General features: G+C 67.9%; 21 protein-coding genes. 13 read left to right on the top strand and 8 right to left on the bottom strand.

From position 1 onward, the window contains the following. Positions 1–56: 56 nt before the first annotated feature. The 8 genes from MKK67_RS30825 to recJ all read left to right on the top strand — a co-directional run bounded on the left by MKK67_RS30825 (position 57) and on the right by recJ (position 7,813). On the top strand, positions 57–281 hold the full coding sequence (locus MKK67_RS30825; protein WP_243972704.1) for an AbrB/MazE/SpoVT family DNA-binding domain-containing protein: 225 nt from the start codon (positions 57–59) through the stop codon (positions 279–281). Beyond that, complete coding sequence (locus tag MKK67_RS30820; protein WP_243972702.1) at positions 278–685, top strand: type II toxin-antitoxin system death-on-curing family toxin; 408 nt, start codon at positions 278–280, stop codon at positions 683–685. Before MKK67_RS30825 ends, MKK67_RS30820 begins: the two co-directional genes overlap by 4 nt. A gap of 85 nt (positions 686–770) precedes the next feature. After that, positions 771–2,132 carry an ABC1 kinase family protein gene (locus MKK67_RS30815; protein WP_243972700.1) on the top strand — a complete coding sequence of 454 codons (1,362 nt, stop codon included), beginning with the start codon at positions 771–773 and terminating at the stop codon, positions 2,130–2,132. Between the two features lie 124 nt (positions 2,133–2,256). Beyond that, positions 2,257–2,550, top strand: coding sequence for an aa3-type cytochrome c oxidase subunit IV (locus MKK67_RS30810; protein ID WP_243972698.1), 294 nt, complete (start codon positions 2,257–2,259; stop codon positions 2,548–2,550). Between the two features lie 187 nt (positions 2,551–2,737). After that, positions 2,738–3,967: a Re/Si-specific NAD(P)(+) transhydrogenase subunit alpha gene (locus MKK67_RS30805; RefSeq protein WP_243972696.1), complete on the top strand. Its 1,230-nt coding sequence runs from the start codon at positions 2,738–2,740 to the stop codon at positions 3,965–3,967. Positions 3,968–3,991: 24 nt separating this feature from the next. Continuing rightward, entirely contained in the window at positions 3,992–4,447 is a 456-nt protein-coding gene (locus tag MKK67_RS30800) for a proton-translocating transhydrogenase family protein (protein ID WP_058194406.1), read from the top strand. Positions 4,448–4,451: 4 nt separating this feature from the next. After that, positions 4,452–5,852 carry an NAD(P)(+) transhydrogenase (Re/Si-specific) subunit beta gene (locus MKK67_RS30795; RefSeq protein ID WP_243972690.1) on the top strand — a complete coding sequence of 467 codons (1,401 nt, stop codon included), beginning with the start codon at positions 4,452–4,454 and terminating at the stop codon, positions 5,850–5,852. Between the two features lie 137 nt (positions 5,853–5,989). Next, positions 5,990–7,813 (top strand): single-stranded-DNA-specific exonuclease RecJ, encoded by a 1,824-nt coding sequence (gene recJ, locus MKK67_RS30790; protein WP_243972687.1) that lies wholly within the window; start codon positions 5,990–5,992, stop codon positions 7,811–7,813. A gap of 4 nt (positions 7,814–7,817) precedes the next feature. On the opposite strand, the gene MKK67_RS30785 is transcribed toward recJ, so the two are convergent. From MKK67_RS30785 to MKK67_RS30770, 4 genes are all read right to left on the bottom strand, one after another. Next, positions 7,818–8,312: a CAP domain-containing protein gene (locus tag MKK67_RS30785; protein ID WP_243972685.1), complete on the bottom strand. Its 495-nt coding sequence runs from the start codon at positions 8,310–8,312 to the stop codon at positions 7,818–7,820. A gap of 117 nt (positions 8,313–8,429) precedes the next feature. Further along, on the bottom strand, positions 8,430–9,503 hold the full coding sequence (locus MKK67_RS30780; protein WP_243972675.1) for an HD-GYP domain-containing protein: 1,074 nt from the start codon (positions 9,501–9,503) through the stop codon (positions 8,430–8,432). Positions 9,504–9,617: 114 nt separating this feature from the next. Beyond that, on the bottom strand, positions 9,618–9,770 hold the full coding sequence (locus MKK67_RS30775; RefSeq protein ID WP_243972673.1) for a hypothetical protein: 153 nt from the start codon (positions 9,768–9,770) through the stop codon (positions 9,618–9,620). Positions 9,771–10,272: 502 nt separating this feature from the next. Continuing rightward, the gene (locus MKK67_RS30770) at positions 10,273–10,965 is read right to left on the bottom strand and encodes a GntR family transcriptional regulator (protein ID WP_243972671.1); all 693 of its coding nucleotides are present in this window, start codon (positions 10,963–10,965) and stop codon (positions 10,273–10,275) included. 486 nt (positions 10,966–11,451) lie between these two features. Here MKK67_RS30770 and oxlT point away from each other — a divergent pair, with 486 nt between their 5' ends. Together oxlT and MKK67_RS30760 are read left to right on the top strand one after the other, a co-directional pair. Then, on the top strand, positions 11,452–12,729 hold the full coding sequence (gene oxlT / locus MKK67_RS30765) for an oxalate/formate MFS antiporter (protein ID WP_243972668.1): 1,278 nt from the start codon (positions 11,452–11,454) through the stop codon (positions 12,727–12,729). 92 nt (positions 12,730–12,821) lie between these two features. Then, the gene (locus MKK67_RS30760) at positions 12,822–13,478 is read left to right on the top strand and encodes a class II aldolase/adducin family protein (protein WP_243972666.1); all 657 of its coding nucleotides are present in this window, start codon (positions 12,822–12,824) and stop codon (positions 13,476–13,478) included. An 18-nt stretch (positions 13,479–13,496) separates the two neighbouring features. On the opposite strand, the gene MKK67_RS30755 is transcribed toward MKK67_RS30760, so the two are convergent. Together MKK67_RS30755 and frc are read right to left on the bottom strand one after the other, a co-directional pair. Then, positions 13,497–14,429, bottom strand: coding sequence for a methionyl-tRNA formyltransferase (locus MKK67_RS30755; protein ID WP_243972664.1), 933 nt, complete (start codon positions 14,427–14,429; stop codon positions 13,497–13,499). A 115-nt stretch (positions 14,430–14,544) separates the two neighbouring features. Further along, the gene (gene frc, locus MKK67_RS30750; protein WP_243972662.1) at positions 14,545–15,822 is read right to left on the bottom strand and encodes a formyl-CoA transferase; all 1,278 of its coding nucleotides are present in this window, start codon (positions 15,820–15,822) and stop codon (positions 14,545–14,547) included. Between the two features lie 445 nt (positions 15,823–16,267). Between frc and MKK67_RS30745 the strand changes: the two genes are divergently transcribed. After that, positions 16,268–16,552, top strand: coding sequence for a hypothetical protein (locus tag MKK67_RS30745; RefSeq protein ID WP_243972660.1), 285 nt, complete (start codon positions 16,268–16,270; stop codon positions 16,550–16,552). 37 nt (positions 16,553–16,589) lie between these two features. Here MKK67_RS30745 and MKK67_RS30740 read toward each other — a convergent pair whose 3' ends face one another. Then, positions 16,590–17,291 carry a hypothetical protein gene (locus MKK67_RS30740; RefSeq protein WP_243972658.1) on the bottom strand — a complete coding sequence of 234 codons (702 nt, stop codon included), beginning with the start codon at positions 17,289–17,291 and terminating at the stop codon, positions 16,590–16,592. Positions 17,292–17,654: 363 nt separating this feature from the next. After that, complete coding sequence (locus MKK67_RS30735) at positions 17,655–18,218, bottom strand: TetR/AcrR family transcriptional regulator (protein WP_243972655.1); 564 nt, start codon at positions 18,216–18,218, stop codon at positions 17,655–17,657. A gap of 105 nt (positions 18,219–18,323) precedes the next feature. On the opposite strand from MKK67_RS30735, the gene MKK67_RS30730 reads away from it, so the two are divergent. Together MKK67_RS30730 and MKK67_RS30725 are read left to right on the top strand one after the other, a co-directional pair. After that, entirely contained in the window at positions 18,324–19,415 is a 1,092-nt protein-coding gene (locus tag MKK67_RS30730; RefSeq protein ID WP_243972779.1) for an efflux RND transporter periplasmic adaptor subunit, read from the top strand. Next, positions 19,412–20,509, top strand: coding sequence for an efflux RND transporter periplasmic adaptor subunit (locus MKK67_RS30725; RefSeq protein ID WP_243972654.1), 1,098 nt, complete (start codon positions 19,412–19,414; stop codon positions 20,507–20,509). Before MKK67_RS30730 ends, MKK67_RS30725 begins: the two co-directional genes overlap by 4 nt. Position 20,510 lies beyond the last annotated feature (1 nt).

Below are 20,510 nucleotides of genomic sequence, written 5' to 3'. Positions count from 1 at the left end.
CTTCCAAGCGGACCTCCGCGATGTTATACGTGATGTATAACATCGCGGAGGTGGTCATGAAGCTCGAGGTGAAGCGCGTCGGGAACTCGACCGGTCTGATCCTGCCCAAGGATTTTCTCGGCAAGTTGAATCTGGCGCAGGGCGACTGGCTCTACGTGACCGAGAATGCCGACGGCTCCGTGCGGCTGTCGCCCTACGATCCTGCATTCGAAAAGGGTATGAAGGTCGCCGAGAAGGCGATGAAGACCTATCGCAATGCCTTGGCGGAGCTCGCAAAATGAGCACCGATCGCGAGATCGTCTGGCTCACGAGCGAGCTGGTGAGGGCGATTCATGCTCTGCAGCTGAAGCAGTTCGGCGGACCGCCCGGCCTTCGCGACGAAGGCGCCCTTGAATCCGCGCTGGGGCGGCCGGTCAATCGGATCGCATATGCCGAGGACGGCACGGAGATCGACTTGGCCGAACTCGCGGCGGCTTATGCCTTCGGCATCGCCAAGAATCATCCGTTCATCGACGGCAACAAGCGGGCTGCTCTTCTGGCCCTCATCACGTTCCTCGGGCTCAACGATATCGACTTCGTCGCCGACGAGGCCGAGGCCGTGGTGATGATACGCGGCCTCGCCGCGGGCGAGATCGACGAATCCGGCCTCACGCGCTGGATCCGGGACAACTGGCCGGCCGGCTGAGCCGCCGCGGCGCAGCGACCCGGCGGGCTGGTGCGGGGTGCCGAAACGCTTATGTCCCAGCCTGCACCGAGGAAGATCCTGGACCATGGCTGAGACCGACCGCGAAGCCAATCGCTTCTCCGCCCGCGCGGGCCGCTACGCCAGCGTCGGCGCGAATGTTGGCGGTGTCGCCGCGCGGATGGCGATGTCCCGGCTGTTCGGCAAGGAGGGGACAACCAGCGCCGCCGCGCTGGCGCAGGCGCTCGGCGGCCTCAAAGGGCCGATCATGAAGGTGGCGCAGCTGCTCGCCACCATCCCCGATCTGCTGCCCCCCGAATACGCCGCCGAACTCCAGAAGCTCCAGGCCGATGCGCCGCCCATGGGCGCGGCCTTCGTCAAGCGGCGGATGCAGTCCGAGCTGGGCGCCGGCTGGCAGGACAGATTCGGCAGCTTCGACCTGAAGCCCGCCGCCGCGGCCTCGTTGGGCCAAGTCCATCGCGCCACCACGAAGGACGGCGAACAGCTGGCCTGCAAGCTTCAGTACCCCGACATGCAATCGGCCGTGGAGGCCGACCTCCAGCAGCTCGAGATCGCCTTCGCGCTCCATCGACGGATGAACAGCTGGCTCGATACCCGCGAGATCGCCAAGGAGATCGGCGCGCGGGTGCGTGAGGAGCTCGATTACGAGCGTGAGGCCAAGCACGCGAGCCTCTACGGCGAGGTGCTCAAGGATATCGACGCCGTGCGCGTGCCGCGGGTCTTCTCCGACCTGTCGACCAAGCGCCTCCTCACCCTGAGCTGGCTCGACGGCGATAAGATCCTCGGTTTCGCCGAGGAGCCGGTCGAGGTGCGCAACCGCATCGCGCAGGCGATGTTCAAGGCGTGGTGGCATCCGTTCAGCCGCGCCGCGGTGATCCACGGCGACCCGCATCTCGGCAACTACACGGTCTTCTCCGAGGGCGGCGAGGCGGCGGGCATCAATCTGCTCGATTATGGCTGCGTGCGGATCTTCCATCCGCGCTTCGTCGGCGGCGTGGTCGATCTGTATCGCGGCCTGTTGGAGGAGGATTCGGCGCGCATCGTCCACGCCTACGAGGTCTGGGGCTTTAAAAATCTCGACAAGGAGAAGATCGAGATCCTGAACATCTGGGCGCGCTTCATATACGGCCCGCTTCTAGAGGACCGCACCCGCACGGTGGCGGACGGGGTCAAGCCCGGCGACTATGGCCGGCGGCAGGCGTTCCAGGTGCATCAGGCCCTGAAGGAGCGCGGTCCCGTGACGGTGCCTCAGGAGTTCGTGTTCATGGATCGCGCCGCTGTGGGCCTGGGCGCGGTGTTCCTCCACCTCCGATCGGAGCTGAACTACCACCGGCTGTTCGAGGCCGAGATCGAGCATTTTTCACTGGAAAAGCTCGGTGTGCGCCAAGACCAAATTCTCGCCCAGGCCGGTCTGCCGAAGCCGGCGTAAATTCGCACACGGAAGCCCACCGTGAGGGCAATCAACTTGCGAGCGTCCGATTGCGGCAGGAAAACGCTTGAGCTACATCCCGGGGTGACCACAAGAAGTCGCATCTGAGGGAAACGAGCGCACGATGGCCGAGAGTGAGACGGTGGCCGGGCACACCTACAGCCCGGCGATGGACGCGAGCACCCACGAGCAGACCTATCGCGGCTTCGTGCGCTTCGTCGAGATCGGTACCGGCGTGGTGATCTGCTGGGTGCTGGCGCTCGCCGTGGGCGGGATTCGCGAAGCGTGGCTTCTGGCGATTCTCAGCGTGATCGTCTCGGGTGCCGCCGGCGCCGTCGGTGCCCTGGCTCCCGCCATCGGATGGCGCGGGCCTCTCGTCGTCGCCATTCTCCTCTTCCTGTATCTCGCCTTCGCCTGAAGCTGCGAGGAGGATCGCTCGCCTGTCTGGCCGAGCGGTCCGATGACGCATTGAAGCGTGGCCGCCGGGTCGGTGCGCCGCGGGTTACATTCCCACTTATTCCATCAGCGCAAACTTCTTTCGCGTCTCGAAAAGCTGTGCCGGTTCGCGCATTCGAGAGGCCAAGCTTGTTCAGGGGAAGCCTCGCATGCGCATTGCTGTGCTGTCCGAGACGGACTCTGCGGAACCGCGGGTGGCCGCAGTCCCGGAGACCGTCAAGAAATTCAAGACGCTCGGCGCCGACATCACCGTGCAAGCGGGTGCCGGTCTGAAGGCGGGGATCCTCGATTCCGAGTACGAGGCCGCGGGCGCCGAGATTGCCGGCAGCGCTGCCGATGCGGCGCGGGATGCCGACCTCGTCCTCAAGGTCCGCCGGCCGGCGGCCGAGGAGCTGTCGCTGTTCAAGCGCGGTGCCACGATCATCGCGATCATGGATCCCTACGGCAACGAGGCCGCGCTCAAGGCTTTGGCCGACGCAGGGGTCTCGGGATTCGCCATGGAGTTGATGCCGCGCATCACCCGTGCGCAGGTGATGGACGTGCTGTCCTCTCAGGCGAACCTTGCCGGCTACCGGGCCGTCATCGACGGGGCCGCCGAGTACGGCCGGGCCATGCCGATGATGATGACCGCCGCGGGCACCGTGCCGGCAGCCCGGGTCTTCATCATGGGCGTCGGCGTCGCCGGCCTCCAGGCCATCGCCACCGCCCGGCGCCTCGGCGCGGTCGTGACCGCCACCGACGTGCGCCCCGCCACCAAGGAGCAGGTCGAATCCCTCGGCGCCAAGTTCGTCGCGGTCGAGGACGACGAGTTCAAGCAGGCTGAGACCGCGGGCGGCTACGCCAAAGAGATGTCGGCCGGCTACCAGGCCAAGCAGGCGGAGCTGGTCAAGGGCCACATCGCCAAGCAGGACATCGTCATCACCACGGCGCTGATCCCGGGCCGTCCGGCCCCGAAGCTGGTCTCCGAGGAGATGGTCGCCTCGATGAAGCCGGGCTCGGTCCTGATCGATCTCGCGGTCGAGCGCGGTGGCAACGTCGCCGGCGCCAAGCCGGGTGAGATCGTGGTGACCGACCGCGGCGTGAAGATCGTCGGCCACACCAACGTGCCGGGCCGCCTCGCCGCCACGGCGTCGAGCCTCTACGCGCGCAACCTCTACGCCTTCGCCGAGACCCTGATCGACAAGGAGAGCAAGGCCCTGGCGATCAATTGGGACGACGAGTTGGTGAAGGCCACCAACCTGACCCGCGACGGCTCCGTCGTGCACGCGTCCTTCCAGTCGAAGACCGACGGCCCCGCCTCGGAAGCCGCAGCGGTGGGCCTCGCCAAGTCGGAGACCGGCAAGGCTGAGGCCGCCCCGGCCCCGTCGGGCGCGCACTGAAGACCGATCGCGAGGAGAAGCAGAATGGCAAACCTTGTCGTCCCTCCCGATCAAGCGGCTGATCAGACCCGCGTGCTGGCCGATGCCGCGCGCGCGGCGGCCGATGTCGCCCGCAACGCCGCCGACCAGGCCCAGGCCATCGCCTCCGGCATGGGCCACGGGATCAGCGCGGCCACTGGCGGCGCGGTCGATCCGTTCATCTTCCAGTTCGCCATCTTCGTGCTGGCGATCTTCGTCGGCTACTACGTGGTCTGGTCCGTGACTCCGGCGCTGCACACGCCGCTGATGTCGGTCACCAACGCGATCTCCTCGGTGATCATCGTCGGCGCGATCCTCGCCGCTGGCGTGCCGCTCCTGGAGAAGGGCACCGGCTGGGCCCGCGCCTTCGGCTTTATTGGCATCGTGCTCGCGAGCGTGAACATCTTCGGCGGCTTCCTCGTCACCCAGCGCATGCTCGGCATGTACAAGAAGAAGGCCTGAGACGATGTCCCAGAACGTCTCCGCGCTTCTCTACATCGTCGCCGGCGTCCTGTTCATCATGGCGTTGCGGGGGCTCTCGCACCCGACGACGTCGCGGCAGGGCAACCTCTACGGCATGATCGGCATGGCGCTGGCCGTGCTCACGACGCTCGTCGGCCATCCGCCCGCCGGGTTCGGCGCCTGGATCCTGGTGATTCTCGGCATCGGCATCGGCGGCGGGGCCGGCGCGGTCATCGCCAAGCGCGTGCCGATGACGGCGATGCCGCAGCTCGTGGCCGCGTTCCACTCGCTGGTCGGCCTCGCGGCCGTGGCCGGCGCCGCGGCGACGCTCTACGCGCCGCAGGCTGTGGGCATCCTCGAGAACGGCCACATCCACAAGCAGTCGCTGTTCGAGATGGCGCTCGGCGCGGCCATCGGCGCGATCACCTTCACCGGCTCGGTCATCGCCTTCGCCAAGCTCGACGGCCGCATGTCGGGCAAGCCGATCATGCTGCCGAGCCGGCACCTCATCAATATCGGCCTCGCTGTCGCGCTGGTGGTGCTCATCGCGCTGTTCATCGGCAACGAGAGCAAGGCGATCTTCTGGCTGATCGTGCTGCTGTCCTTCGCCCTGGGCGGCCTGCTGATCATCCCGATCGGCGGTGCCGACATGCCCGTCGTCGTGTCGATGCTCAACTCGTACTCGGGCTGGGCGGCGGCCGGCATCGGCTTCACCCTGGGCAACCTCGCGCTGATCATCACCGGCTCGCTGGTCGGCTCCTCGGGCGCGATCCTGTCCTACATCATGTGCCACGCGATGAACCGGTCGTTCATCTCGGTCATCCTCGGCGGGTTCGGCGGCGACGCCGCTGCCGCGGCCGGCCCCGGCCAGGTCGAGACGCGCCCGGTCAAGCAGGGCTCGGCCGATGACGCGGCCTACATCATGAAGAACGCCGAGCGGGTGATCATCGTCCCGGGCTACGGCATGGCGGTGGCGCAGGCGCAGCACAGCTTGCGTGAGATGGCCGACATGCTGAAGAAGGAGGGCGTCGACGTGAAATACGCCATCCACCCGGTGGCGGGCCGCATGCCGGGCCACATGAACGTGCTGCTCGCCGAGGCGAACGTGCCCTACGACGAGGTGTTCGAGCTGGAGGACATCAACGGCGAGTTCCCGCAGGCGGATGTCGCCTTCGTGATCGGCGCCAACGACGTCACCAACCCGGCGGCTAAGACCGACAAGGCCTCGCCGATCTACGGCATGCCGATCCTGGACGTGGAGCGGGCCAAGACCGTGCTGTTCATCAAGCGCGGCATGGGCTCGGGCTATGCCGGCGTCGAGAACGAGGTGTTCTTCCGCGACAACACCATGATGCTGTTCGGCGACGCCAAGAAGGTGGTCGACAACATCCTCAAAGCGTTCTGAGACCGTCTGAATATCGGTTTCGGCGAGGGGCGGGCAGCGATGCCCGCCCTTTCGTTTTGCCGGGACAGCATCGATCGCGGCCGCTGTTGCCGCCGCGCCCGCGATTTCCGTGTCCGACCCGGTGTAGAGTGCCGCCCGTGTCCGCCGCCGCCGCCTCGCTGATCGCCGATCCGCCGCCGTTCCTGGGCGTCGCCGCCTCCGTGACCGGGCGGCGCTGGCAGGAGCGTTGCGCCGGCCTGGCGGTGCAGAACCACATCGCCAAGATGGTCCAGGCTCACGGTCTGCCCGAACTTCTGGCGCGGGTGCTGGCCGGTCGGCAGGTGGCGCCGGACGAAGCTGCCCGCCACTTGGCGCCGCGCCTGCGCGACCTAATGCCGGATCCGGACACGCTGCTCGACATGGATGCGGCCGTGCGCCGGCTCGTGCGGGCCATCCGCCGCGGCGAGATCGTCGCCGTGTTCGGCGATTACGACGTGGATGGCGCGGCCAGCGCGGCGTTGCTTGCCGGCTACCTGCGCCAGCTCGGCCTGCGGGCACCGATCCACATCCCGGACCGGATCACCGAGGGCTACGGCCCGAATGCCGCGGCGATCACCGCACTGGCGGCCGAGGGCGCAACCCTGCTGGTCTGCGTCGATTGCGGCACGAGCGGCCACGGACCACTGGAGGAGGCCGAGAAGCTGGGCCTCGACGTGATCGTGCTCGATCACCACGCCGCCGCCGAGCTGCTGCCCCCCGCCCGCGCGGTGGTGAACCCCAATCGCCTCGACGACCTCTCCGGCCTCGGCCATCTCTGCGCCGCCGGGGTCGTGTTCCTGACGCTCGCCGCCCTCAACCGCGCCCTGCGCCGGGACGGCTTTTTCGGTCCGGATCGCCCGGAGCCGACCCTCACGGACGCCCTCGACCTCGTGGCCCTGGCGACGGTGGCCGACGTGGTGCCGCTGATCGGCCTGAACCGCGCCTTCGTGACCCAGGGGCTGACGGTGATGCGCCACCGGGGCCGGACCGGGCTGGCGGCCCTGCTCGACGCCGCCTCCCTCAGCGAGCCCCCGGAATCCTGGCATCTCGGCTTCGTGCTCGGGCCGCGGATCAATGCCGGCGGCCGGATCGGCGATTCGGCCCTCGGCGCGCGCCTGCTCACCACGGCTGACCCGGTCGAGGCCGCCCGGATCGCCGCCGATCTCGACCGGCTCAACCGCGAGCGTCAGGCGATCGAGGCGCATGCGGTGTCCGAGGCCGAGGCCGAGATGGATCGCGCCCTGACCCTCGATCCCGCCCGGGCCGTGCTGGTGACGGGGAACGCCGAGTGGCATCCCGGCATCGTCGGGCTGATCGCGGCGCGCCTCAAGGAGCGCTTCAACCGCCCGGCCTTCGCCTTCGCGATCCGGCCGGACGGCAGCGCCACCGGATCCGGGCGCTCGATTCCGGGGGCCGATCTCGGCCTCGCCGTCCGCGCCTGCGTCGAGGCCGGGCTCGCCAGCAAGGGCGGCGGCCACGCCATGGCGGCCGGCGTCACCGTGCGAGCCGACGATATCCCGCGCTTCGAGACGCATCTGGCAGCCTTGCTCGGGGCCAGCGTCGCGGTCTCGCGGGCGGCCGACGCCCTGCTGATCGACGGCGGCCTCAGCGCCGGCGGTGCCACCGCCGAGACCGTCCGGCTGCTTCAGCGCGCCGGACCGTTCGGGCAGGGCGCGCCAGAGCCGGTCTTCGCCCTCGGCCGCCATCGTCTGGTCGATGCCGCTGTCGTCGGCTCCGGCCATGTCCGCGCCCGCCTGCGCAGCCGCGACGGGCAGGCCGTCGGGGCGATCTGCTTTCGCGCCGCGGAACGCCCGCTCGGTCAGGCCCTGCTGAGGGGAATCGGCCAGGAGATGCACGTGGCCGGCACGTTGTCCTGCGACCGCTGGCGCGGGGCCGAGCGGGCACAGCTGCGGATCATCGATCTGGCTCTGGCCGAGCCCTGATCGATCAGCCGCCCGCCATCACCAGCGCCCAGAACCGCTTGTAGCGGGTGTCGGGCGCGTCGACCCGGGCGATGCCGATCCGGCGGATCTGCGGGAGCAGCATGTTCTTGTTGTGCTCGGGACTGGCCTTCCAGCGGGCGAGCACCTGCTCGAAGGTTTCGGAGCCGGCGCTGAGATTCTCCGCAGCGTAGGACCTTGCCAGACCCGCTGAGGCCATGCGCGAGGTGAAGCTGCCGCCGAAATCGTGGCTGAGCTGGCCATGGCAAGCATTGTTGCCGGCCTGGAACGCGGCGGCCTTCACCAAGCCGGTGTCGACGATGACCGGGCTGAGCCCGTGCTGGACCCGGTAGGCCGAGATCGCGGCCGCGGCGGCGACCTCGTCGAGGATCGCGGTATGGGTGGTGGTCTTGACACTCGGTTCGGGCGTGAACGACAGGCCACCGCAACCGGCGAGCGTCAGCGACAGGGCGGCAGCGACGGCGAGGGAAATTTTCGACACGGGGGACAGCGCTTCCAGACGGGGTGCGTCTCCCTCGGGCGCGGTTGCGGCGAAAGCGCGGCACTCGTCGTTGGCCTCGACCCGCACCGTCGAACCGTGGCGCCGAGGCCACGGCGATCAGGCCGCGAGCGCGTCGCCCCCGAGCATGACCGGCGCGAACACGCGCAGGAGATCGGGGTCGAGATGTCCGGACCCGTCGGTCATGATCGCCAGAGCCTCGGCGGGGCCGGCGGGCTTCCGGTAGGCGCGGCGCTCGGTCAGGGCCGAGAACACGTCGCAGATCGCCACGATCCGGACCAGATCGGAGATCGCCGCGCCCCGGAGCCGGTCCGGATAGCCGGTCCCGTCGAGGCGCTCGTGATGGTGCAGGACGACGTCGATGACCTCGTCCTCGAACGTGCCCTGGGCCTGCAGGAGATCGGCGCCGATCACCGGATGGCGCTGCATCAGCCGCAACTCCTCCGGGTCGAGATGGCCGGGCTTGTTCAGGATCTCGCTCGGGATGCGCGACTTGCCGATGTCGTGGAGGAGGGCGGATCGCACCAAGCGCGCGAGGTCGATCCGGCTCAGCCCGATCTGCGCGCCGAAGCTCGCGGCATGGCCGGCCACCCCCAGCGTGTGCTGGTAGACGCCGATATCGTGGCGCCAGACTTCGGCCAGCCAATCCGTGATCCCGGCCTCGGAGATGGCGGCCAGCACCAGCTCGGTCCCGCGCTCGACATCGGCGCGCTGCAGCCCCGCTCCGAGCGCCGCGCTGTCGAACAGTTCGGACACGATCGCGGTCGCGTCCGAGACGCGCCCGACGAGTTTCTGCCGGCGCGTCTCCACCGAGCGCGTCACCGCCTCGATCATCGCGAAGACATTCGCCAGCACCTGCTGGCGCGGAGCGGCCGCCGGCAGCTGGCGCACATGCGGGGAGGCCTTCAACGGCTCGCCGCGAACCAGGACGAGGCGCGGAACCGGCAGCCCGCGATGGGTCAGCGTTGGCTCCAGCGCCGCCGCCTGCGTCGGCGGCAGGTCCAGAATGATTAGATGGGGACGTCCCGAAGGGATCGCCTTGCCGGCGGGGACCGCACGGCAATCCATCACCAGAGCGATCGCGCGCTCCAGGGCGGCGCGTTCGGACGGACGATCCGAGACCAGCAGGACGAACGGACCGTCTGCGGTCCGCGAAGAGAGGCCGAGGGCCAACGCGGTTGCTCCCTCGCCCGCATGGTCAACGATCCGTTGACGCTAGCGGAAACCCTTGAGCAAAGTGTTAACCCTACGCAGTCTGCCCGCGTATAGACGCCGGAAAAGCAGAGTTCAGGCGAGGCTGACGGTGCCGTCCTGACGGACCGGCTGGGCGGAGGCCTTTCCGGCATCGGAGGACGGGCTCAGGATGTCCGCGAGCTTGACGGCCAGCAGGGCCTGGCAAGCGGCGAGGGCGACAAACACGACGAGGAAACTGGCGATCATCGGGAGGCTCCGGTGCGGCTCGGCAGGACAACGATGTTGCGATGCAAGAGATGCCATGCCGCGCCGCAAACTGGTATGCCAGATACCGAATTCCAGTCATGCCCAGAATGCATGACGTGACCGGCAACCGGAAAGCGACCCTTAATTTCGGTCTCGGCTTCACCTGCTTAGTGTGCGATGTGTCGAGTTAGGGGCGCTCGCAGAGGGAGCATGTTGCAACGCAATCGGTCTGTCAGAACGCGCGTTCGATGAACGATGCTCTTGGAGGCCGCCCAAAGCCTATTTGACCGCACGATCCCAATCTCTCCCCTCATCCTGAGGTGCTGCGCAGCAGCCTCGAAGGAGCCCTCCAAGGATCGCGCGGCTGGCTGGAGGGCTTCTTCGAGGCCTCCGCTTCGCTTCGTCGCCTCAGGATGAGGTCGAGAAAGGGAAAGACCGGTCAAACAGGCTAGCGGAAGGCAGACACCGTTCGACCCCTGCTTCATCGGCCGGTCGACGATCCTCAGTCGAGGTAATCGCCGTACCTGTCCACGTGCTGCGCGAGGCCGAGACCGTGTTCCCGCACCAGCCGTTCCGCCGTGTCGGCATCTCGGGCTTCCAGCGCAGCGATGATCGCCACGTGCTCGCGGATCGACCGCTCCGCCCGATCGCCCTGGCGGAGCGCGGTGCTGCGGATGCCCCGGACATGCATCAGCAGGTTGCTGGTCAGCTCGGCGATCGGCTCGCAATGCCCGAGCGCAATTATCCGCTGATGGAAGCGGATATTGGCGTCCGAGTATTCGTCGATATGCTCGGCCGGCTGCCCCTCATAGAACTCCGGAAATGATTCGCGCAGCGACCGGAGCTGTTTGTCGGTGGCGCTGGCACAGGCGAGGCGGGCCGCCATGCTCTCCAGGGCCGTCCAGGCGTGGATCATGCCGACGATCTCGCGCTTGTTCTTCTTAATGACGAAGACACCGCGGCGCGCCTCGGACCGAACGAACCCTTCCTGCTCCAGGACGGTGAGCGCCTCACGGACAGGCGTGCGGCTGACGCCGAGATCCTGCGACAGTTTCCGCTCGTCGAGCCGCACCTCATCCGGCCGCCCGTAGATGTCCATGTTGGTGATAGCAGTCTTGAGCGCTTCATAAGCCAAGGTCCGTAAACTGGAGCTGGCGACGATCGGTTTAACGCTCAACGGTTCGGAGTTCGACATGCCTCGTCCAGTCGGCCCATGCCCATGATTTCTCGCACGTGTTCTGCGTCGTGCGCTCTTTAAACGAACTAGCCCAAACCTTTGGCAGATCCTAGCCGATTGCGAGCCAACTCCACAGACCGGTCGCGAACGGTCTGATCGAGCGGATCACGCGGTGGCCGCACAAACCGGAACGGTAATGCCAACTTTGGAGCTCACGTATCCGACGCCCCGGTAATCCCGCGGCCAATTCGTGTATTTTTATGCATGATCGATTGACAGATCCCCCCGACCTCAGCACCATTCATCTGGCATACCGTAGACCAGAACGGCGCGGGTGAGACTTTTCGGCGGTGGAAGGCGGCGCCGCCGAGACTTCGTTTGTCCGCCAGCCAAGAATTTTTCAAAGCACGCCCCGCGGTTTGTACTGCCACGGGCGGCGCCGTCGGGTCATAAACACAGCCGGCGAACGAGAGAAAATATTAAATCCAATCTGGAGGGAAGCGTATGTCCGAGATCCGCAAACCGGTCGGGCGGGGCCGATGGCTCCAGCTGGCATTCGGCGTCGTCTGCATGTGCATGATCGCCAACATGCAGTACGGCTGGACGTTCTTCGTGAACCCGATGCAGGAGCGGCACGGCTGGGATCGCGCCGCGATCCAGATCGCCTTCACGCTGTTCGTGGTCACCGAAACCTGGCTGGTGCCGATCGAGGGCTGGTTCGTCGATAAGTACGGCCCGCGGATCGTCACCCTGTTCGGCGGCCTGCTCTGCGGCATCGCCTGGGTGATGAATTCCTACGCGGAAACCCTCACGATGCTCTACGTGGCGGCCGCCATCGGCGGCACCGGCGCGGGCGCGGTCTACGGGACCTGCGTGGGCAACTCCCTCAAGTGGTTCCCGGACCGCCGCGGTCTCGCCGCCGGCATCACCGCGATGGGCTTCGGCGCCGGCTCTGCGCTGACCGTCGTGCCGATCCAGGCGATGATCAAGTCCCAGGGCTACGAGGCCGCGTTCTTCTACTTCGGCATCGGCCAGGGCCTGATCGTGATGCTGATCGCCCTGTTCCTCCGGTCGCCGGCCAAGGGCCAGGTCCCGGATGTCGCCCGGGTCAGCCAGTCCAAGCGCGACTTCAAGCCGGGTGAGATGGTGCGGACCCCGATCTTCTGGGTGATGTACGCGATGTTCGTCATGATGGCCGCCGGCGGCCTGATGGCGACCGCGCAGCTCGGCCCGATCGCCAAGGACTTCAAGATCGCCGACGTGCCGGTCTCGCTGCTCGGGATCACGCTGCCGGCGCTCACCTTCGCGGCGACCCTGGACCGGGTGCTCAACGGCGTGACGCGGCCGTTCTTCGGCTGGGTCTCGGACCATATCGGCCGCGAGAACACGATGTTCATCTCCTTCGCCATCGAGGGCCTGGGCATCTACGCGCTGAGCCAGTTCGGCGAGAACCCGATCGCCTTCGTGCTGCTCACCGGTCTGGTGTTCTTCGCCTGGGGTGAGATCTACTCGCTGTTCCCGGCGACCTGCGGCGACACCTTTGGCTCGAAATACGCTGCGACCAATGCCGGCTTGCTCTACACCGCCAAGGGGACGGCGGCGCTGATCGTGCCTTATACCAGCGTGCTCACGACCATGACGGGGAGCTGGCACACGGTGTTCTTGGTGGCCGCCGGGCTCAATATCCTCGCGGCGTTCCTGGCCCTGTTCGTGCTCAAGCCGATGCGGGCGGCCTACACCAAGGCGCCGCAGGCGAACCTCGCACCGGTGCTCGCCCAGTAAGGCAGCGGAACGACCGACAGGAGGCCCGGCGCCGGCTTTACGGCGCCGGGCCTTCGTGCGTACCCGGTACCGGGTTCATCCGAGGATCGGGCATGGATAGGGACGAGCGGATCGCACGCGAGGGCGTGGTGACGGCGGTGCGGGATCTCGACGCGCAAGGGCTGAACCGTGGCACCTCGGGCAACGTCTCGGTGCGGTTCCGCGATCGCCTCCTGATCACGCCCTCGGGGCTGCCCACCGCGCGCATGGGCCCGGACGACATCGTGCCGCTGGCCTTCGACGGTACGCACCCGGATGGGCTCAAGCCGTCCTCGGAATGGCGGTTCCATCGGGACATCCTGGCGGCGCGGCCCGAGATCGGCGCCGTCGTCCACGCCCATCCGATCCACTGCACCGCCTTCGCCCTGTGCGGGCGGGAGATCCCGGCGGTGCATTACATGATCGCGGCCTTCGGCGGACCGAACGTGCGCTGCGCGCCCTATGCGCCCTACGGCACGGCGGAGCTTTCGGAGCTGGCCCTGGCGGCGCTCAAGGACCGGAACGTCTGCCTGCTCGCCAACCACGGCATGATCGCCGCCGGGGAGAGCCTGGAGAAGGCGCTATGGCTCGCCGTCGAGCTGGAGACCCTGTGCTGGCAATACGCCGTGGCGCTCCAGGTCGGCGCCCCGAACATCCTGTCCGACCACGAGATCAACGGCACCGTCGAGCGCTTCCGCGGCTACGGGCTGAACGCGGTCGACAAAGGTTGAAGCGCGGTAATCCTCGGCTCAGCGGCCGAGGATCTGCCCGACCGCGATGCCGCCGGAGGCGGCGAACTCGGCAGCCGCGATCTTCTTGCCGTCCTCCGGCTTGACCTTGCGGATCTCGATCCGGCCGCCCTGCGCGCAGACGCTGAACCCGTCCTCGTCCACGGCGATCACCTCGCCGGGCTTGCCCTTCACCTCGCCGAGGCGGCGGACCGGATGCAGGTGCGCGTCGAAGATCTGGAGCTTCTTGCCGTCGAGGGTGGTCCAGGCACCGGGAGCCGGGTTCGCGGCCCGGATCAGGTTGTAGATCTGGTCGGCATGGGCCGACCAGCGGATCTCGGCTTCAGCGGCGCGGAACCAGCCCTCGTAGCTCGCCGCGTCCTCATCCTGATCGACCTCGATATGCTCGCCCGCGACCACGAGGTCGGCCGCCTCCAGCATCGCGTCGACGCCCATCGGGAACAGGGTGTTGAAGTAGATGTCGCCGAGCGTCGCGTCGCCGCCGATCTCGCAGGTCTTCTGCAGGATCACCGGCCCCTCATCGAGGCCGTCGGTTGGGCGGAAGATCGTCAGCCCGGTCTGCAGGTCGCCCTTGGCGATCGGCCAGTTGATCGAGGACGGGCCGCGATAGCGCGGCAGCAGGCTCGGGTGGTACTGGATCGTGCCGTGCTTCGGGATGGTGACGAAGCTCTGCGGTGCGAATTGCAGCACGTAGGCCATGATGCCGATATCGGCGTCGAGGCCGCGCATCGCCGCCTCAGCCTCCGGGCTCTTCAGACTCGGGAACTGGAAGACAGGCAGGTCCTTCTCCAGCGCCGCGGTCTTGAGCACGTCCGGCTTGGCCCCGGGCTTCTCCGGTGCACAGAAGACGCCCGTGACGGTATCCCCACGCTTCAGGAACGCGTCCAGGACGGCCTTGCCGAAATCCTGCTGACCGATGACGGCGATGCGCATGGGCGATCCCTGGCGTCGTCCGGCCCCGACACGGGGCGGGATTCTTTTTGATTTGCGGGGTTTTCGTGCGGCCCGAAGGCGATCCCGGACGACGGCCCGGGATCGCCCGCCGCTCTCACTCCGCGGCGATCTTCTGCACGCCGCCGATGGCGCCGGAACCGGCGATCGCCTCGATGTCCTCGGCGGAGTACCTGAGCACGTCGCGCAGGATCTCGTCGTTGTGCTCGCCGAGCAGGGGCGAGCGCACGACCTCGGTGGGGCTCGCCGACAGTTTGATCGGGTTACCGACCGACAGGTAGCGCCCGCGGGTGGGGTGATCGACTTCCACGATGGTGCCGGTCGCCCGCAGCGCCTCATCGGCGGCGATCTCCTTCATGGACAGGATCGGGCCGCACGGGATGTCGTGGCCGTTGAGGATGTCCATCGCCTCGAACTTGGACATCTTCATCGTCCAGGCTTCGATGCGCGTGAAGATCTCGTTGAGATGCGGCAGGCGCGCCTTCGGGGAGACGTAGTTCGGATCGGTCTTCCAGCCCGGCTCGCCGATGATGTCGCAGATCGGGTCCCAGACCGCGGCCTGCGTGATCACGTAGATGTAGGCGTTCGGGTCCTGCTCCCAGCCCTTGCAGCGCAGGATCCGGCCCGGCTGGCCGCCGCCGGAATCGTTGCCGGCCCGCGGGGTCGCCTCGCCGAACGGGATGCCCTCGCCGAACTGGCTGTATTCCTTCAGCGGCCCGTGCTCGAGGCGCTGCTGGTCGCGCAGCTTCACCCGGCACAGGTTGAGCACGCCGTCCTGCATGGCGCAGTCGACCTTCTGGCCCAGCCCGGTCTGGGTGCGGTGGTAGAGCGCCGTGACGATGCCGAGCGCGAGGTGGAGGCCGGTGCCGGAATCGCCGATCTGGGCGCCGGTCACCATCGGGATGCCGTCGCGGAAGCCTGTGGTCGAGGCCGAGCCGCCGGCGCATTGCGCGACGTTCTCGTAGACCTTGCACTCCTCGTAGCGACCCGGCCCGAACCCCTTCACCGAGGCGAGGATCATGCGCGGGTTCTTGGCGTGGATCTTCTCCCAGGTCAGACCCATCCGCGCCAGCGCCCCGGGAGCGAAGTTCTCGACGAGGACATCGCATTCCTCGATCAGGCGCCAGAGCACCTCCTTGCCCTTCGGGTTCTTCGAATCGAGCGTGAGCGAGCGCTTGTTGTGGTTCAGCATCGTGAAATACAGGCTGTCCACATCCGGAATGTCCTGAAGCTGCTGGCGGGTGGCGTCGCCGACCCCCGGCCGCTCGACCTTGATCACGTCCGCTCCGAACCAGGCCAGGAGCTGCGTACAGGTCGGGCCGGATTGGACGTGGGTGAAGTCCAGGATGCGGACGCCTTCGAGGGCCTTGGTCATGATCGGTCTCGGATCTCGGGTCGGGTTTCGGGATGCGGCGACGGGAGGGGTCTCAGATCGGTCGTGCGCGCCGCGTCATCGCGGAGGCTGCGCAGCGGGTCTGGAACCACGCGTCTCGCGTTCTCGGACAAACCATGCCGAAACTCCCTCCCGATGCGCGGCCCCGTCGATTCGCGGTTCCGTCACGTGGCCCGGTCTGGCGGGCCTTGAAATTTGTATACCACATGCCATCCGCCGGAGGCGAGTACCAAGAAACACTCGCGAAGGTTGTGGCGAGCTCCCCAGCTTAGACCCAAGAGTTTCAGGTCTCAACGCGAACCCCGCAGAGCAACGGGGGAACTGGTCCTTGCCCTCTTGGCATACGTCTCAAGGCGGTCCATCATTCCGCCAAAATCGGTCGTCCCCCCGTGAACGACCGCGCAACAAAGCTGAACGAGGAACGCCCATGCTCGCCAGCACCAGCTTGATCAAGTCGTCCTGGATTGCGGTCGATGTCGACCGCGATCGTGCGGAGCGCGTGCTCGTGGTCGAGACCTACATCGCCGTGAGCCCGCTGGAACCGAATTACGACGCCGCGCAGTACGAGCGCGTCCTGTGCTGCGTGCAGAAGGTGCTGAAGGCACACCCGGACATCGACCGGGCCTCGATCCTCAGCATGCATCGCGGCTCCGGCTGCACGGCTTTGTTCCGCGAGCCGCCGGCGGATCTGGCGCGGTCGGCCGCGGCCTGACGGTCCGTCCGGCCTAAACGCGACCCCCGCAGCCGGATCAAGGAGTTTCCGGCTCGGGACCGCTCTCCGGCTCGTGCGAATCCAGCGCGACCCGGGCGGCGTGGAACCACCAGAGCGGGATGTCGCGATTGGCCTTGGTCAATTCCGACGCCCAGCCCTCCTTGGGCATCACCTCGGCCCGGTCGGCGAAGAGCCGAAGTGCGCTCTCCGCCCGCTCGCGCCGGCAGCGCTCGCGGATCGCGGTCCGTTCGGCTTCGGCCCTTGCGTCCGTCTGCTCGATCAGCCGGCGGGTCGCCAATTCGTCGGCGTCGAAGGCGAAACGCTGCCAGAACGCCTCCGCCTCCCGGGCGACGTCGCGCTCCCGCTGCGCCACGGACAGCGCCGCTTCGGCAGCTTCCTGGGCGGCCTCCGCCGCATGGGCGCGCGCGAGGACGCGGTTGTTGGCCTCCAAAAGCTCGCGTTCCCGCTCCGGGGCCATGCGCTGCCGTCGGAGCACGCGCAACTCCTCGTCGCACGCGGTCCGGTCGTTCCGATCCGAGATCAGGGCGGCAAGGGGGCCGGCGGCCAGGGCGTCGGCGCGTCGCAGATAGCGCTGGCGCAGCCCCGGATGATGGGTATCCAGCGTGTCTCCGTCCCAGGCCGGATGGTTGGCGTTCCCGCTTCCATCGTGATCGTACAGAGCGCGCGCCAGGGCGTTGCGCAGGTCCTCGGAGGACGGAGTCGCGGCGTGTTCGTTCATGACGCTACGCTGGCGGCGAGTAACGGGACGGCTGTCAACGCGCTTGTGCAGCCGGAGGACTCATCGGCGCATGACGATCCGGTGTTGTCGCCCGAAAAAATCATCGTCCGCATGCAATGACCCGACCACCCGGCGACGCGACACGATTGAGACTCTTTCATCGCACGGTCGTTCCGGCGATCCAGTAAAGACACCGCCGCGATTTTTACGGGGATGCCGGGTTCCACCGCCCGCGTACGTCTTCCGTCGGGGATCCGCCATCGCGGAAGACTGCGGTTCGAGCTTGGCACCGCCGATGAATTTTTGCCTCTCCCACCTGTGGATACAATTGGCGCAGCGGATGCGGTGGCGTCCGGGACGGGATCACCCCTCGGATTTCCGGGCGATCCGCTCCAGCGCCCCGAACATCGGCTCCAGTTCGTCCGCGTCGAGACGATGGAAGCCGAGGGTCCGGCCCATGATCACGCCCAGGATGGCGAAGAACAGCACCGAGCCTTCGCCCGGGCGGGCGCCGTTCATCCCGGCGAGCCGGTCGAGCTGGTCGGCCACGAAGGCCCGGTAGTCGTTGAGGGCCGCCGGATACTCGATCGAGGCCAGGAGCAGGGCGCGGGAGGATTCGTCGTCGTCGCAGTAATGCGACCGAACATGCGCCACCATGGCCATCGGCAGCTGCGCCGGTCCGGGCGGGATCTCGGCCTCGCAGGCGGCGATGTCCTCGCGCAGCTCGGAGAGCTTGCGGGCGACGAGGGCCACGATCAGCGCATCCTTAGATGCGTAGTGATGCAGCACGCCGCCCTTGCTCAGGCCCGCCTCGGCCGCGACGGCGTCGATGGTCAGCGCCCGCGCGCCGCCCTTGCGCAACACCGCGTCGGCCGCCTCCAGGATGATCTCCGGCCGTTCCGCCAGCCGCTGCCGTTTCACGCGCATGGGTCACCGTTTTAGAAACCGACTGGACGGTATGTAATCGATGAAGTAGGAACCCGTCACGCCGTGGGCTCCCAGTCCGCCGCGATGGTCGACCGCAAGATCCGCATGACCGCTCATCGATACACAGCCGTGGTGTTGGCGACGATCGCCCTCGCGTCGGCAGCCAAGGCCGCTGAACCGACGATGGCACCGGATACGGCCCTGGCGCGCGTCCGCGTGGTCGAGGCCCAGCGCACGCCGGTCGCCTCCGAGGTCGTGCTGACCGGCGATATCCAGGCCCAGGCGCAGGTCAACGTCTCGTTCCGGACGAACGGCAAGGTCGCCGAGCGCCGGGTCGAGGTCGGCGATCATGTCGAGGCCGATCAGGTCCTCGCCGTGCTGGAGCCGCTGACCCAGCGGGCCAATCTCGACAACGCCAAGGCCGCCCTGGCCTCCGCGGAGGCGCGGCTGACCCAGGCCAAGATGGCCTACGAGCGCCAAAAGCAGCTCCTGGCGGGCGGCTACACCACGCGACCGAGCTACGACAATGCCGAGCAGGAGCTGCGCACCGCGCAGGCCGCGGTCGATTCGGCCGAGGCCGCCCTCGGGACCGCGCAGGAGCAGTTCTCCTACACGGAACTGCGCGCCGGCGTGTCCGGGATCGTTACGAGCCGAAGTGTCGAGGTCGGTCAGGTGGTTCAATCTGGCCAGACCGTGCTCGTGCTCGCCCAGGACGGGCCGCGCGACGCGGTGTTCAACGTCTACGAATCCTTGACTGCACGACCGCCCGGCGACAAGACCATCACCGTCTCGCTGCAGGCGAACCCGGCGATCTCGGCGCGCGGCACCGTGCGCGAGGTCTCGCCGACGGTGGATGCGTCGAGCGGCACGGTCCGGGTCAAGATCGGCCTGGAGCAGACGCCGCCCGCCATGGGGCTCGGCGCCGTCGTCATCGGCCACGGACGCTTCGCGCCGCATGATGCGGTGATCCTGCCCTGGTCGGCACTCTATCGCTACGACGGCCACCCGGCGGTCTGGATCTACGACACAGGCCGGCGGACCGTGTCGGTCCGCACCGTCGAGATCGACCGGTACGGGCCGGATGTCATCGCCTTGAAGAGCGGCGTCGAGCCGGGCGAGCGCGTCGTCATCGCGGGTATCCAGTTTCTGCGGCCGGGGCAGGAGGTTGCCGCCGCCCTCGTCGGAGGCAACCCATGAGTGTGCGCGCGGTTCTGGCGGCCATCGCATTCGCCCTCAGTCTCGGCGGTTGCGACGGCCATGGCGACACGCCCAAGGAGGCGGCTGCGCCGGTGCGGCCTGTGCTCACGCAGGTCGCCGTGCCGAGCAACAACATCGCATTCGGCCCCTTCGCGGGCACGATCGAGCCCCGCTACCAGTCGCAACTCGGCTTCCAGATTCCCGGCCGGATGGTGGCGCGCGACGTGACCGTCGGCGACATCGTCAAGAAGGGGCAGCGGCTGGCCGCCCTCGACACCGTGGTCACGCGCTTCGACCTGACCCGGGCCGAGGCCGATCTCGCCGACGCCCGCGCGCAGGCCGAGAACGCGGAGGCCGCCGAGGTGCGTGCCCGGCGTCTCATGGCGGGGAACAACGTCTCGCAGGCGTCCCTCGATCAGGCGGTGGCCAAGCGCGACACCGCCCGGGCGCGGCTCGATCAGGCTGCGGCGAGCCTCCAGAAGGCCCGGGACCAGATGGGCTACACCGAGCTGAAGGCCGAGTTCGACGGCGTCGTCACTCAGCGCCTCGCCGAGGTCGGGCAGGTGCTGAGCGCCGGCCAGGGCGTCGTCACCGTCGCCCGGCCGGAGATCCGCGAGGCGGTGGTCGACATTCCGGAGCAATATGTCGGCGCCCTGCCGGCGGATGGCGTGTTCACCGTCTCGCTCCAGAGCGCGCCGGAGCTGACGGCCAAGGGCCGCGTCCGGGAAATCGCGCCCCTCGCCGAGGCCGGGACGCGTTCCCGACGCATCCGCATCACCCTGGAGGATCCCGGCCCCGCCTTCCGGCTGGGCGCGACAATCGACGTGTCGCTCATGCGCAAGGTCCCGCGCCGCTTCCTCCTTCCGGAGTCGGCGCTGCTCGAAGAGGGCCAGCGCCGCTCGGTCTGGATCGTCGCCGCGGACGGCAAAGCGGTGACGCGCCGCGACGTGACGCCGGCCTCCACCACGGAAGCGGTCGAGGGCGGGCGCGTCGCCATCAGCGACGGTCTTGAACCGGGCGAGCGGATCGTGGTCGCGGGCGTCCACACCCTGCGCGAAGGCCAGGCTGTGCGCCTGACCGACGACGCCCGTTGAG

Origin of the sequence: Methylobacterium sp. J-072 (assembly GCF_022829425.1) — a bacterium.
GTDB lineage: Bacteria > Pseudomonadota > Alphaproteobacteria > Rhizobiales > Beijerinckiaceae > Methylobacterium.
This window is presented reverse-complemented; position numbering and strand designations above follow the sequence as displayed.

What these genes read in the sequence shown, in the direction of transcription:
- MKK67_RS30825 (WP_243972704.1), top strand. Translation starts at nt 57, where the DNA reads ATGAAGCTCGAGGTGAAGCGCGTCGGGAACTCGACCGGTCTGATCCTG.
- MKK67_RS30820 (WP_243972702.1), top strand. Translation starts at nt 278, where the DNA reads ATGAGCACCGATCGCGAGATCGTCTGGCTCACGAGCGAGCTGGTGAGG.
- MKK67_RS30815 (WP_243972700.1), top strand. Translation starts at nt 771, where the DNA reads ATGGCTGAGACCGACCGCGAAGCCAATCGCTTCTCCGCCCGCGCGGGC.
- MKK67_RS30810 (WP_243972698.1), top strand. Translation starts at nt 2,257, where the DNA reads ATGGCCGAGAGTGAGACGGTGGCCGGGCACACCTACAGCCCGGCGATG.
- MKK67_RS30805 (WP_243972696.1), top strand. Translation starts at nt 2,738, where the DNA reads ATGCGCATTGCTGTGCTGTCCGAGACGGACTCTGCGGAACCGCGGGTG.
- MKK67_RS30800 (WP_058194406.1), top strand. Translation starts at nt 3,992, where the DNA reads ATGGCAAACCTTGTCGTCCCTCCCGATCAAGCGGCTGATCAGACCCGC.
- MKK67_RS30795 (WP_243972690.1), top strand. Translation starts at nt 4,452, where the DNA reads ATGTCCCAGAACGTCTCCGCGCTTCTCTACATCGTCGCCGGCGTCCTG.
- MKK67_RS30775 (WP_243972673.1), bottom strand. Translation starts at nt 9,770, where the DNA reads ATGATCGCCAGTTTCCTCGTCGTGTTTGTCGCCCTCGCCGCTTGCCAG.
- MKK67_RS30770 (WP_243972671.1), bottom strand. Translation starts at nt 10,965, where the DNA reads ATGTCGAACTCCGAACCGTTGAGCGTTAAACCGATCGTCGCCAGCTCC.
- oxlT (WP_243972668.1), top strand. Translation starts at nt 11,452, where the DNA reads ATGTCCGAGATCCGCAAACCGGTCGGGCGGGGCCGATGGCTCCAGCTG.
- MKK67_RS30760 (WP_243972666.1), top strand. Translation starts at nt 12,822, where the DNA reads ATGGATAGGGACGAGCGGATCGCACGCGAGGGCGTGGTGACGGCGGTG.
- MKK67_RS30755 (WP_243972664.1), bottom strand. Translation starts at nt 14,429, where the DNA reads ATGCGCATCGCCGTCATCGGTCAGCAGGATTTCGGCAAGGCCGTCCTG.
- frc (WP_243972662.1), bottom strand. Translation starts at nt 15,822, where the DNA reads ATGACCAAGGCCCTCGAAGGCGTCCGCATCCTGGACTTCACCCACGTC.
- MKK67_RS30745 (WP_243972660.1), top strand. Translation starts at nt 16,268, where the DNA reads ATGCTCGCCAGCACCAGCTTGATCAAGTCGTCCTGGATTGCGGTCGAT.
- MKK67_RS30740 (WP_243972658.1), bottom strand. Translation starts at nt 17,291, where the DNA reads ATGAACGAACACGCCGCGACTCCGTCCTCCGAGGACCTGCGCAACGCC.
- MKK67_RS30735 (WP_243972655.1), bottom strand. Translation starts at nt 18,218, where the DNA reads ATGCGCGTGAAACGGCAGCGGCTGGCGGAACGGCCGGAGATCATCCTG.
- MKK67_RS30730 (WP_243972779.1), top strand. Translation starts at nt 18,324, where the DNA reads ATGACCGCTCATCGATACACAGCCGTGGTGTTGGCGACGATCGCCCTC.
- MKK67_RS30725 (WP_243972654.1), top strand. Translation starts at nt 19,412, where the DNA reads ATGAGTGTGCGCGCGGTTCTGGCGGCCATCGCATTCGCCCTCAGTCTC.